General features: G+C 69.3%; 15 protein-coding genes. 9 read left to right on the top strand and 6 right to left on the bottom strand.

Annotation, left to right across the window (positions count from 1 at the left end):
* Window positions 1-35 precede the first annotated feature (35 nt).
* Together ACQHIV_RS31040 and ACQHIV_RS31045 are read left to right on the top strand one after the other, a co-directional pair.
* Window positions 36-602 carry a TetR/AcrR family transcriptional regulator gene (locus ACQHIV_RS31040; RefSeq protein ID WP_427887401.1) on the top strand — a complete coding sequence of 189 codons (567 nt, stop codon included), beginning with the start codon at window positions 36-38 and terminating at the stop codon, window positions 600-602.
* Window positions 599-1,312: an SDR family NAD(P)-dependent oxidoreductase gene (locus ACQHIV_RS31045; RefSeq protein WP_427887402.1), complete on the top strand. Its 714-nt coding sequence runs from the start codon at window positions 599-601 to the stop codon at window positions 1,310-1,312. Before ACQHIV_RS31040 ends, ACQHIV_RS31045 begins: the two co-directional genes overlap by 4 nt.
* On the opposite strand, the gene ACQHIV_RS31050 is transcribed toward ACQHIV_RS31045, so the two are convergent.
* Window positions 1,309-1,959: a TetR/AcrR family transcriptional regulator gene (locus tag ACQHIV_RS31050; protein WP_427887403.1), complete on the bottom strand. Its 651-nt coding sequence runs from the start codon at window positions 1,957-1,959 to the stop codon at window positions 1,309-1,311. The genes ACQHIV_RS31045 and ACQHIV_RS31050 overlap by 4 nt on opposite strands.
* The gene (locus tag ACQHIV_RS31055; protein WP_427887404.1) at window positions 1,940-2,797 is read right to left on the bottom strand and encodes a hypothetical protein; all 858 of its coding nucleotides are present in this window, start codon (window positions 2,795-2,797) and stop codon (window positions 1,940-1,942) included. The genes ACQHIV_RS31050 and ACQHIV_RS31055 overlap by 20 nt, the downstream gene beginning before the upstream one ends.
* A gap of 98 nt (window positions 2,798-2,895) precedes the next feature.
* Here ACQHIV_RS31055 and ACQHIV_RS31060 point away from each other — a divergent pair, with 98 nt between their 5' ends.
* Window positions 2,896-4,104, top strand: coding sequence for an MFS transporter (locus ACQHIV_RS31060; RefSeq protein WP_427887405.1), 1,209 nt, complete (start codon window positions 2,896-2,898; stop codon window positions 4,102-4,104).
* Here the strand turns inward: ACQHIV_RS31060 and ACQHIV_RS31065 are convergent.
* Window positions 4,073-4,603: an NUDIX hydrolase gene (locus ACQHIV_RS31065; RefSeq protein ID WP_427887406.1), complete on the bottom strand. Its 531-nt coding sequence runs from the start codon at window positions 4,601-4,603 to the stop codon at window positions 4,073-4,075. The genes ACQHIV_RS31060 and ACQHIV_RS31065 overlap by 32 nt on opposite strands.
* A 28-nt stretch (window positions 4,604-4,631) precedes the next feature.
* Here ACQHIV_RS31065 and ACQHIV_RS31070 point away from each other — a divergent pair, with 28 nt between their 5' ends.
* A complete protein-coding gene (locus ACQHIV_RS31070; protein WP_427887407.1) occupies window positions 4,632-5,162 on the top strand; it encodes a hypothetical protein in 531 nt (176 codons plus the stop codon).
* Here ACQHIV_RS31070 and ACQHIV_RS31075 read toward each other — a convergent pair.
* Complete coding sequence (locus tag ACQHIV_RS31075) at window positions 5,155-5,958, bottom strand: deoxyribonuclease IV (protein ID WP_427887408.1); 804 nt, start codon at window positions 5,956-5,958, stop codon at window positions 5,155-5,157. The two genes, ACQHIV_RS31070 and ACQHIV_RS31075, sit on opposite strands and share 8 nt — an antisense overlap.
* Before the next feature lie 30 nt (window positions 5,959-5,988).
* Entirely contained in the window at window positions 5,989-6,489 is a 501-nt protein-coding gene (locus ACQHIV_RS31080) for an Lrp/AsnC family transcriptional regulator (RefSeq protein ID WP_427887409.1), read from the bottom strand.
* Between the two features lie 94 nt (window positions 6,490-6,583).
* On the opposite strand from ACQHIV_RS31080, the gene ACQHIV_RS31085 reads away from it, so the two are divergent.
* Entirely contained in the window at window positions 6,584-7,720 is a 1,137-nt protein-coding gene (locus ACQHIV_RS31085; protein WP_427887410.1) for an MFS transporter, read from the top strand.
* Here the strand turns inward: ACQHIV_RS31085 and ACQHIV_RS31090 are convergent.
* Entirely contained in the window at window positions 7,679-9,361 is a 1,683-nt protein-coding gene (locus tag ACQHIV_RS31090; RefSeq protein ID WP_427887411.1) for a hypothetical protein, read from the bottom strand. The genes ACQHIV_RS31085 and ACQHIV_RS31090 overlap by 42 nt on opposite strands.
* 291 nt (window positions 9,362-9,652) lie before the next feature.
* On the opposite strand from ACQHIV_RS31090, the gene rpsF reads away from it, so the two are divergent.
* From rpsF to rplI, 4 genes are all read left to right on the top strand, one after another.
* Window positions 9,653-9,943, top strand: coding sequence for a 30S ribosomal protein S6 (gene rpsF, locus ACQHIV_RS31095; RefSeq protein WP_130386399.1), 291 nt, complete (start codon window positions 9,653-9,655; stop codon window positions 9,941-9,943).
* 92 nt (window positions 9,944-10,035) lie between these two features.
* Complete coding sequence (locus ACQHIV_RS31100; RefSeq protein ID WP_427887412.1) at window positions 10,036-10,635, top strand: single-stranded DNA-binding protein; 600 nt, start codon at window positions 10,036-10,038, stop codon at window positions 10,633-10,635.
* Window positions 10,636-10,714: 79 nt separating this feature from the next.
* A complete protein-coding gene (rpsR, locus tag ACQHIV_RS31105; protein WP_132320771.1) occupies window positions 10,715-10,948 on the top strand; it encodes a 30S ribosomal protein S18 in 234 nt (77 codons plus the stop codon).
* A gap of 14 nt (window positions 10,949-10,962) precedes the next feature.
* Window positions 10,963-11,409, top strand: a complete 447-nt coding sequence (gene rplI, locus ACQHIV_RS31110) for a 50S ribosomal protein L9 (protein ID WP_427887413.1) — start codon at window positions 10,963-10,965, stop codon at window positions 11,407-11,409.
* Window positions 11,410-11,421 lie beyond the last annotated feature (12 nt).

The raw sequence follows: 11,421 nt of genomic DNA on the forward strand, positions 1-11,421 counted from the left end.
TTCCGCTAGGTTGTGGACTCCGGAGGGGAGGGGACATGGGCAGTACGAGCGAGCGCCCGCTGCGTGCGGACGCCCAGCGCAACCGGGGGCAGATCCTGACCGCGGCGTCGCAGGCGTTCACGAAATGCGGTCTGGAGGCGACCCTCGAGGGCATCGCCAAGGACGCCGGCGTCGGGATCGGCACGCTCTACCGGCACTTCCCGACCCGGGAGGCGCTGATCGAGGCGGCGTACCGCAGCGAGCTCGCGGCCGTCTGCGAGGCCGCGCCGCGGCTCCTCGCCAAGCTGCCGCCGGCGGAGGCGCTGCGCGCCTGGATGGATCGCTTCATCGACTACATGGGCCGCAAGCTCGGCATGGCCGACGCGCTGCGGGCCGTGATCGCGTCCGGTGCGGACCCGTACGCGCAGAGCCGCGACCTGCTGGTCGGTGCGATCACCCCGCTGCTCGAGGCCGGCGCGGCCTCCGGCGAGCTGCGCTCCGACGTGACCGCGGACGACGTACTGCTGAGCCTGAGCGGGGTCGGACTGGCCGCGGGCGGTCGCCGCGAACAAGCCGACCGCCTGCTCAACCTGCTCCTCGACGGTCTCCGGTACGGCGCGTGAAGGTCGCGCTCGTCACCGGGTCGGCCTCCGGGATCGGCGAGGCGACCGTACGGCGGCTGGCCGCGGACGGGATGACCGTCGCGGTGCACTCGCGGTCGACCCGGTCCGCGGGGGAGAAGCTGGCCGCGGAGCTCGGCGGGTCGTACCACCAGGCCGACCTCTCCGACGACACGGCCGCCGCGGCGCTCGTACCGGAGGTGCTGGCCGCGCACGGGCGGCTCGACGTACTCGTGAACAACGCCGGCATCAGCTGGCCGGTGCCGCACGCCGACCTGGACGGGTTGACCGCCTCCGACTGGCGACAGTTGCTCGACGTGAACCTGATCGCGCCCTGGCTCCTGTGTACGGCGGCCGTGCCCGCACTACGCGACGCCGGCGGGTGCATCGTCAACGTCACCAGCCATGCGGGCGTTCGGCCGAAGGGCAGCTCGATCGCGTACGCCGCGTCGAAGGCGGCGCTGAACCATGTGACCAAGCTCCTCGCCGCGGCGCTCGGGCCGGACGTCCGGGTGAATGCGGTCGCGCCCGGCCTCGTCGACACACCCCTCACCGAGTCCTGGACCGAAGCCCAGGACCTGTGGAAAACCTCGAGCCCGATGCGCCGCGCCGCACAACCTGTGGATATCGCGGACCTGATCTCGGCGGTTGTCCACAACTCCTACCTGACCGGCGAAGTCATCCTGCTCGACGGCGGTCTCAACCTCCGCTAGCGGTCGGCCGGGCCGACGGCATCGCCGCGCGCGGCGGCTCGGTCCCACAAGGAGCCGACCATTCCGGCGAGCAGGTACGAGACGCGCTCGGCCAGCTCGTCGTCGCGGGCCGGCGTACCGGCGTCCAGCCAGGCCAGGAAGGCCTGCTGCACGGTTTCGATGACGACTGTGGCGAGCCAGCGACGGACCGTCGGATCGGCGACGTTGGCCAGCCGCGCCTCGACCTGGCGGCGCTCGCGTTTCGTCCGCTTCGTGACGAACTCGGCGAACTCCGGCTCGCGCGCGGCGTGCCGGACCAGCAGGCGGTATGCGTCGGGCAGCTCGCGCACCACCGCGAAGCGACGGCGCAGTACCTCGGCCGTGGCCTCGATCGCCGGTCCGCCGTCGCGGGCGTGCACCGGTGCGTGGGACTCCTCGACCGCGTCCAGCCGAGTGCCGATCTGCTGGAGGATCGCCAGGTAGAGCTCGCGTTTGGAGTTGAAGTGCCGGTACACGATCAGCTTGCTGACGCCGGCCGCCGCGGCGACCTGGTCGAGCGTCGTGGCCGCGTACCCGTTGCGGGCGAACGCGGTGGCCGCGGCCGACAGGATGCTCGCCGAGCGCTCGGGCGCGGCGAGGAGCTTGCGTTTAGCTGGCGTGCTGGGCATCGCCGATCATCATCTCGTACCCGCGCCGCTGCGCCGGCCGCCGGCGTATCAGCAGGACTGCGACGAGTCCGCCGTACACGAGTGCGGCGCAGGTGATTTCGAGGGCGTTGGCAGTCCGGAGGTACACCGGCCAGTCGGTGCGCTGGATCAACGGCAGCCAGGCGTTGAAGGCCGCGAACACCACGGCGACGGCGAGCCACGCGCCGCGCCGGGAGCGGGCGATCAGCGCGACGAACGCCCCGAGGACCAGCGCGTGCAGGACGCCGCGGATGAGTTCGCCGCCCATCACGACCGACGTACTCGGCACCGTGAACTTGGTGCCGGACTCGTGGTAGTAGCGGTGCACGAACGGCGCGTCCAGTGCCGCGAACGTCAGGTAGACGGGCACCCAGGCAAGGGTGGCGACGATCAGCCGCCAGGTCCACGACCACCAGCGCCGGCTCGCGAGCGTTGCGCGCAGCAGTTCGCCGACGCTGTGGCCGGTCGATGCGGGCGGGAACAGGATCGCTGTCGGCACCGCGAGCGCGACGGCGATCACGGCTCCGGTGAGCGGAATCAGTGCGCTCGACGCCCGGATGAACAGCACCGCCTCGACGTCGTTGCTGATGGTGCTCACCAGATACACCAGCAGGGCGAGTACGGCGGCACGCTGCGCGGTGGGCAGCTGGAGCCGGCGCGAGAGTGACGCGAGTACCGCGACGCCGACGAGACCCGCCAGTACGGAGAGACCGATCGCGGCCGGCGCGGGCGGATGCGCCGGATGGGCGATCACCGCGGCGAGCACGGAGCCGACCACGAAGCTGACCACGACCACGCCGAACCGCCGCACGCTGTCCATCACTGTTAACCCCCTGGTGTTAACTGATGAGTTAACAGTAGGAAACTCGCCGACGGATGGCAACAGGTTCTGTCGGTGCCCGGTTCTACGATCGCGGGATGTCTTTGGGTCGAGACTTCCGGCGGTTGTGGGTTGCGTTCACGGTCAGCGCGTTCGGATCGGCGGTCGGACTCGGTGCGCTGCCGCTGGTCGCCGTACTCGCCCTGGACTCCACGACCTTCCAGGTCTCGATGCTGGCCGCGTTGTCGGCGCTGGCCGGCGCGGCGCTCGCGTTGCCGATGGGGGACTTCATCGAGCAGCGGCACAAGCGGCCGGTGATGATCGCGTCGGACCTGGTGCGGTTCGCGGCGCTGGCGTCGGTGCCGGTCGCGGCGGCGTTCGGCGTACTGACGTATGTGCACCTGTGTGTCGCCGGCGTGCTGCAGGCGGCGGGGACGATCGCCTTCCAGGCGGCGAGTGGCGCGCACCTGAAGGCGCTGGTGCCGGCCGCGGGGCGGGCCGAGGCGAACAGCCGGTTCGAGCAGACGAACTGGGTGTCGTTGAGCGTCGGCCCGGCGATCGGAGGTGCGCTGGTCAGCCTGGTCGGCGCGACCGCGACACTCGCGATCGACGCGGTGTCGTTCCTCGGATCGGCGCTCGGCATCCGGCGGATCCAGCAGCCCGAGCCGGAGCCGATGAAGCGCGAGGGCAAGCGCGACATCACGGCCGGCTGGCGGTACATCCTGCGGCATCGCGGGCTCCGCGCCCTGTTCTGGAACGCCATGCTCTTCGGCGGTCCGGTGATGATGACGTCGCCGTTGCTGACCGTCTTCATGCTGCGCGACCTGGGCCTCGCGCCGTGGAGCTACGGCGTGATGCTCGGGGTGTCCTGCATCGGCGGTGTGGTCGGCGCCCGGCTCGCACCACGGTTGACCGCGCGGCATGGCCTGCACTGGATGCTGCTGGTGTTCGGCGTACTGCGGGCTCCTTGGCTGTTGCTGTTCCCGTTGGCGCCGCACGGGTGGGGCGGCTTCGTCGTACTCACGGTGGCCGAGACGGCGTTGCTCGTCGGCGCGGGCGCCTTCAACCCGTCGTTCTCGACGTACCGGATGGAGGTCACCGAGGACGGGTTCATGGCGCGCGTCCTCGGGTCGTGGTCGATCAGCTCGCGGTGCGTGCAGCCGGCGTTCATCGCGCTGGGCGGTGGGCTCGCGACGCTGGTCGGGATGCGGGGTGCGCTCTGGGTCGCGGGGATCTGCTGCACGCTGAGCGCCGTACTGCTGCCGTGGAAGTCGGCTAAACCAGCTGCATTGCCTGAGCCAGCCTGACGATCGAACCCACCTCTTCGACCTGGCCGTCGAGGTACTTGGCCGCCTCGTCGGGCGGCAGCACGAGTACGTCGGTGACCTGTTCGCCGTCCTCGGGGTTGGTCGGCGGCTGCTCGATCACCACGTCCGCGACGTAGTTCGCCCAGTACGACACCGGGTGCGGGAGATGCGGACGGTACGGCGCCGGGCGGCGATGGTCCGCGCGGTGGGCGCCGAGCCAGGTGAGCGGGCCCGTGAGCCGCGCGCCGGCCTCCTCGAGCAGTTCGCGCCGGACGAGCTGCTCGATCGTCTCGCCCGGTTCGCGGGTCCCGCCGGGCAGGAAGCGCCAGCCAAGATCGTTGGTGCAGACAACGACACCGTCGACGGTCCGGCAGACCACGTGCGCGTTGCTGATCAGCTCGTCCGGCGGCTGCTCCAAGGTGTACCGGACGTCCAGCTCACCCCACTCCCAGTGCCCCGGTGCGAACAGGTCGGGGAACCGCTCCACCCAGGGCCGCATAACCTCATTCTGCGCTACCGTCGCTGCCATGGCCCAGTCAGACCCCGAGCCCGCCCCGGTCGCCGACACCTCCACAGCGGAGCTGAACGGGCAGACCGAGCCGGACGACGCAGAGCCGACTGAGGCCGAAGCTGCTGCTGAGGGTGAGCCGGAGCCGACTCCCGAGGAGAAGGCCCGGCGGACGGCGCGCACGTTCCTGTGGACGTGCGGCTGGCTGACCCTCCTCGCAGCCGCGTTCCTGCTGTCCGACATCGTCCAGTCCAACAAGTCCTTCGGTTTCGTCGGCTGGCTCAGCGTGGCGCTGACCTACCTGTGCGTACTCGTACTCGTTGCCGGGTACTTCGCCTGCGCCCGGGAGAAGGCCACGCTGCGCACCCGGCTGTTCGGCCGCTTCGACCTCTTCCAGGTCAGCACCCTGGTCGTCGTGGTCGCGGTGGTCTTCGGCTTGCTGATCCCGACGAGTCACAAGGCCGTGCTGGCACTCTCGTTGCCGTGGGCGCTGACCTACTGGATGTACGGCCTCGACCGGACGAAGCCGCCGGCGGACACGACTACGTGAGGTGCGCCCGGAGGTAGTCGAGGTCGGCCTTCTGGCCGTTGTCGGCGTTCGGGGTCTCGACGACGACCGGGGCGCCGGCGGCCTGGACGACCGCGACGATGTCGGCCGGGTCGATGTGACCCTCCTCGAAGTTGCTGTGCCGGTCCGCGCCGGAGCCGAACTCGTCCCGGGACCCGTTCGCATGCACGAGGTCGATCCGCCCGGTGATCGCCAGCACCCGCTCGACGATCGTCGGCAGCTCCTCGCCGGCCGCGTGGAAGTGGCACGTGTCCAGGCAGAACCCGACGTTCTCCAGCCGGTCGTTCCCGGACGCGTGCACCGCCTCCCACAGCCGTTCGATCCGCTCCAGCTGGCGGGCCATCGCGTTCTCGCCGCCGGCGGTGTTCTCGATCAGCAGCGGCACCGGCAGCTCGGCCCGCTCGATGCACTTGCGCCAGTTGTCGAACCCGGCCTCCGGGTCGTCCTCGTCGCCGACGTGCCCGCCGTGCACGATCACACCCTTGACGTCGATCTCGGCCGCCTTGTCCAGCGTCTGCTGCAGCAGCTTCCGGCTCGGGATCCGGATCCGGTTGTTCGTGTTCGCGACGTTCAACCGGTACGGCGCGTGCACGTACAGGTCCACGCCCGCCGCGGCGGCGCGCTCCTTCAGCGCGTCCTCACCGTCGGCGTACGCGAGCTTGGGCGCCTTGTAGTCCTGCGGATTCCCCAGGAAGAACTGCACCAGATCGGCACCCCGATCGGCAGCCTCCGCCAACGGGTCCTCCTGGTCCACATGCGCACCGAGCTTCACAGTCATACCCCCACCCTAGAACCGCCCACCGACAGTTCACGAACCCCAGCCGGCCGAGCGGGTGACCTGGCGTTGGTCGGGGGCCGGGGGTTGGACCGGGCGGCCTTCGAACTCGGTGGACAGGACGATGTGGGTGTTCATCTCGCCGTGTTCGCCGAGGCGTTCGAAGAGGCCTTCGAGGTGTTGCATCGAGGTGACGCGGACGCGCAGCATCGAGCAGGAGTTGCCGCTGAGCTTGTGGATCTCGAGTACTTCGGGGAAGTCCTCGGCGCGGGTGGTCTTGAGCAGGCACCGGCCGGTCGTGCAGCGCATCTGGACGAACGCCGACAGCGGCTGCCCGGCCCGCGCCGGGTCCACCTCGGCGTGGTAGCCGGTGATCACACCGGCCTCTTCCAGGCGGCGTACCCGGTCGGCGACCGCGGGTGGTGAGAGGTTGACCCGCTTGCCGAGCTGGTTGAACGACAGGCGCCCGTCGGACTGCAGTGCGGCGAGGATCTGCCAGTCGGTGGAGTCCAGCTCACGCTCCTGAAAGGTCATCTCCCCAGAACACCTTCGATGTCGACGGTGCACAAGCCCCGACGCCTTACTTCTGGCATTCAACGCGAGGCCCGGCCTTTCTAGCGTGGTTGCCATGCTGACTCCCGTCGTTCTCGCCGCCGCCCTGATGAACGCCGCGATGGTCGCCGCCAGCGCGGTCAGCGCGATCCTGATCGCCGACGACCTCGGCCCGGCGCTGGCCGGCCTCCCCAACACCGCGGGCGTCCTCGGCACCGCGGCAGGCGCCGTACTGATCGGCCGCTGGACTGCCCGCCTCAACCGCGCCCAAGCGCTCCGCTTCGGGTACGGCCTCGGTGTAGCCGGCGGCGCAACCACCGTCCTGGCCGCGGTCGGCGGTCCGATAACCCTGCTCTTCGCAGGCATGTTCCTCCTGGGCGCGGGCAACGCCGCCGCTCTCCTCTCGCGCTACGCCGCAGCCGACCTCGCACCTGTAAGCAAACGGTCCAGGGCAATGAGTACCGTTGTCTGGGCAAGCACACTCGGAGCCGCCGGCGGCCCCTTCCTCCTCGCCCCGTCTCAATCAGCCGCGTCCGTCGCGGGCCTCCCCGCGATCGCAGGCCCGTTCCTGCTGGCCCTGGCCGCGGTCTTCTCCGCCCTGGTCGCGTCGACGTACATCCGCCGTGCCAAGCCTGCTGACGAACCACAGGTGCCCACAGCAACCAGCGGACGCCCCGTGCTGCTTGCTGCCGGAGTCATGGTCGTCGGCCAGCTCGTCATGGTCTCGGTTATGACCGCGGTCCCTGTCCACACCCACCTGCACCACGATGGCCTCGGCGTGCTCGGAGTGATGCTGTCTGTCCACACCCTGGGGATGTTCGCGTTGTCCCCGCTGACAGGCTGGTGGATCGACCGCTCCGGGCCACGCGCGGTGATGCTCACGGGACTCGTTGGCCTGCTGGTTGTCGCCGTACTGGTCACCCGGACCGGTATGGCGTTCACGCCGGCGCTGTTCCTGCTCGGGTATGCCTGGAACCTCTGTTACCTCGGCGGCAGCGCCCAGCTCGGGTCAGCCGCGCTGGAGAGCCGCGTGGAGTCCTCGATCTGGGCTGTGTCAGCCCTTGCAACAGCTACGTCGCCCTGGCTGTTCACCCTGGGCGGTTTCCCGGTCCTGGCGGCAGTCTCACTCGCCCTCGCCGTGCCCTTGCTGGTCCTCGTACTGCGTCAGCGCTCAGTCACCACGGCCGCGCGCGTCTCTCTCCCGCGGACCTAGTTCCTTGGCCGGGCTTCTCCTCGCTTGTTCACCCATCTCCTGGACTCTGACCTGTTCTGTCTCCGGGACTCTGCCTGCCTCCAAGATCTTGGCCATGATCTCCTGCTTGCTCAGGCCGTTGTGCGAGTCCTTGCGGCTTTCCGCAACCTGCTCTGGTGTGACGCCTGTCTGTTCTCGGATGAACTGCGAGGTCTCCCGGTCCCTGGCCAGCTCCTGGGCCTTCAGCTCTCGCTGCGCTCGCTCGAACCAGTCGTCTGCAATCTCCGGCGTACGGGCCGGCTTCGGATCCGTGTAGCTGCCGCCGAACCCGTTCCAGGTGGATTCCAGCTCGCGCCCGTACGCGATGAACTTCTGCACCAGGTCGATGCCGTTCGACCTGTCCCTAAGCAGTCCGTTGGCTGTGTTGATGAGTCGGCTGACGCTGCCTGCGCCGGCCTGGTTCGGCCCCTTCTCGATCAGCAGCTCGACCTGCCGGCGCAGCTCCTGGGCGGTCCGCCCTTCGCTCCGGTCGATCCGCTGCAGGGCTTCTTTGAGGTGGGGCTGCAGCTCCGGACCTGCCTTCTTCAAGGCCCGTTCCTGCAGCCGCTCCAGCTCCTGCTTGACGCGCTTCTCGTGTTTGGCCAGCCGGGCTCGGCGCTGGGCGTCGGTCTCGGCGCCGGACTCGACGTACATCGGCTCTACGCTCGATCGGCGTCGAACGACGGGTACGGCGGTGTCCGGTACGTCCCACGCGGAGCCCACGAACGGCGCCAGCGACTCGAAGTCGGCACGCTCGTTGGCAGCACGGTGGAGCCGGCTGTTGGTGACGCTGCGTAGAGATTCCAGCTGCTCCTCGACGATGCCCTCGTGCTCGGCGATCGCCTGCCGGGCCTCCCGCACCCGAGGATGCCCGGCCTCGAGCCGGCTCCACAGCTCGCCGACCGCGCGTTGGTGCTCGTCGATCGCCGCTTCCGCGTCACGCACGTCCGGATACTCGGCCCTCAGCCGGTCCCACCGCTCGCGGATCGCCCGTCGATGCCCTTCGATCGCGGCCGTGTCCTCATGCGCCTCCAGCCAGTCGACGTACTGGAGATGCGCCCGTACGTCGGACAGCGCGGCCCTGAACGCCGGATGGCGCTCCCGCTGCTGCCGGAGGTCCTCGATCGCGGCGTGGAGCTCGTCGAACCGCGGCCCGGCCTCCCGGACCGCCTCGTGGGCCGCAAGCTCGGCCTTCCGGTCCGCGATGAGCTCCTGATGCCGCTCGATCACCGCGATCGTGCGGGGTACGCCGTACTCCTCGGCCAGCCGGATGTGGACGAGCTCGTGTACGACGAGCGTGTGGAGGCCGGAGTCCGACACACCGTCGCGCAGGGCCCCGAGCGTGGCGGCGATCCGGGGACTCGGATCGAGGTGGTCCAGGATGACGCTGCCGTCCGCGCCGAGCCGGGGATGCCGGTGGACGACGAGCTGGTCGACCACGCCGCGCAGCACGGCCTCGTACCCGGCCCGCGACTTGTCAGACATCAGCTCAGCCGGGATGTCGTCGAAGAAGCCGCGGCGATGCAGCTCGGAGGCGGCCGCGGCGAAGTCGAGTACGGCAGGTAGACAGCTGTACAGGCGCTCCAACTCGTCCAGTTCGGGCTCGGCACATCCGATGGTCATGCTTGAACAAACCTCCACGGTCCGGCGTCCTGAGGTACGACGGTGACGCCGTCGGAGCCTGCCGGGACCGCGCTGGCCTGGTCCGGCCAGGCGTTGGCCGGTTCGAGCAACAGGCCTGTGGATATGGTCAAGTGGCAGTCCGAACGCTGGTACTCTTTTCGGTGTGGCCCGGTCCATCGACCGGGCTCATTGCTTGGCGCCGGTGGCAAGTGCCGGCGCGGAGCGCACCGCATCGCCCTCCTGCCACGGAGAGACCGTGGCCGCCAAGTCCGAAGGAGGTGGAGTTCGCGCATGCGTCGTTACGAAGTCATGGTGATCCTCGACCCGGAGCTCGATGAGCGCACCGTGGAGCCGTCCATCGACCAGTACCTGAACATCGTCCGCAAGGAAGGTGGCACGGTCGAGAAGCTCGACATCTGGGGTCGTCGCAAGCTCGCTTATGACGTGAAGAAGAAGTCCGAAGGCATCTATGCCGTCGTCGACCTGACCGCCGAGCCGGCGGTCGTGAAGGAGCTCGACCGTCAGCTCACGCTGAACGAGTCGATCCTGCGCACCAAGGTCATCCGGCCGGACCAGCACTGAACCTGGGGTCGTCAGCAGCCATCGGTACTGTCGGTTCCAGCCGATACCAATAGCTGTAGACACAGCCACACCCGATAGCAGGAGGAACGGCAATGGCAGGCGAACCACCCATCACCCTGATCGGAAACCTCACGGGTGACCCGGAACTGCGCTTCACGCCCTCGGGCGCCGCGGTGGCGAATTTCACCGTCGCGTCGACCCCGCGGACGCTGGACCGGCAGAGCAACGAGTGGAAGGACGGGGAGACCCTCTTCATCTCGTGTTCGGTGTGGCGGCAGGTCGCCGAGAACGTTGCCGAGTCCCTCACCCGCGGATCCCGGGTCGTCGTGACCGGGCGCCTGAAGGCGCGCAGCTACGACGACCGCGACGGGAACAAGCGCACCGTGTTCGAGTGTGACGTCGAGGAGATCGGCGCCAGCATGCGTTACGCGACGCTGAAGATCTCCAAGACCTCGCGAGAGGGCGGTGGCGGTGGCGGTGGCTTCGGCGGTGGCGGCAACCAGGGTGGCGGCGGCTACCAAGGCGGCGGCAACCAGGGCGGCGGCTACGGCGGCGGTCAGGGTGGCGGTCAAGGCGGCGGCAACCAGCAGAACGACCCCTGGGCAACCCCGCAGGGCGGCGGTCAGTCCGCCCAGCAGAACGACCCCTGGGCCAGCCAGGGCGGCGGCTCGATGGAGGAGCCTCCGTTCTGATCGGCCCGCACCATCATCACTAGTCAGTGACCATTCCGGCAGTCCTGCCGGGCTCTGGAAATAGGAAGAGAGCACCACAATGGCCAAGATCGTTCGGAAGCCGAAGAAGAAGGTCTGCGGCTTCTGCAAGGACAAGGCGACGTACGTCGATTACAAGGACACCGCGCTGCTGCGCAAGTTCATCTCGGACCGCGGCAAGATCCGCGCCCGCCGGGTGACCGGGAACTGCGTGCAGCACCAGCGCGACGTGGCCACCGCTATCAAGAACGCTCGTGAGGTGGCGCTGCTGCCGTACACGAGCACGGCTCGCTGAGGGAGGCGCGGACCATGAAGCTCATCCTGTCTCAGGAGGTCGAGGGCCTCGGAGCCCCCGGCGACATCGTCGAGGTCAAGGACGGCTACGGCCGGAACTACCTCGTCCCGCGCGGCCTGGCCATCGGCTGGACCCGTGGCGCGGAGAAGCAGATCCAGACGATCAAGCGGGCGCGTGACGCCCGGGCGATCCAGGGCAAGGAGCACGCGAGCGAGGTCAAGAACCAGCTCGAGCAGCTTGCCGTGACGCTGGCGGTCAAGGCGGGTGACACCGGCCGGCTGTTCGGTTCGGTCACCCCGGCCGACATCGCCGGTGCGATCAAGGCCGCCGGCGGCCCGCTGGTCGAGAAGCGGGCGATCGCGATCGGCTCGCCGATCAAGACCACCGGCAAGCACCAGGTCGCCGTCCAGCTGCACCCGGAGGTGGCCGCCACGGTCCGCCTCGAGGTCGCGGCCGGCTGACGTCCACGCCGT

The sequence above is a fragment of the Kribbella polygonati genome, assembly GCF_050320105.1.
Lineage (GTDB): Bacteria > Actinomycetota > Actinomycetes > Propionibacteriales > Kribbellaceae > Kribbella.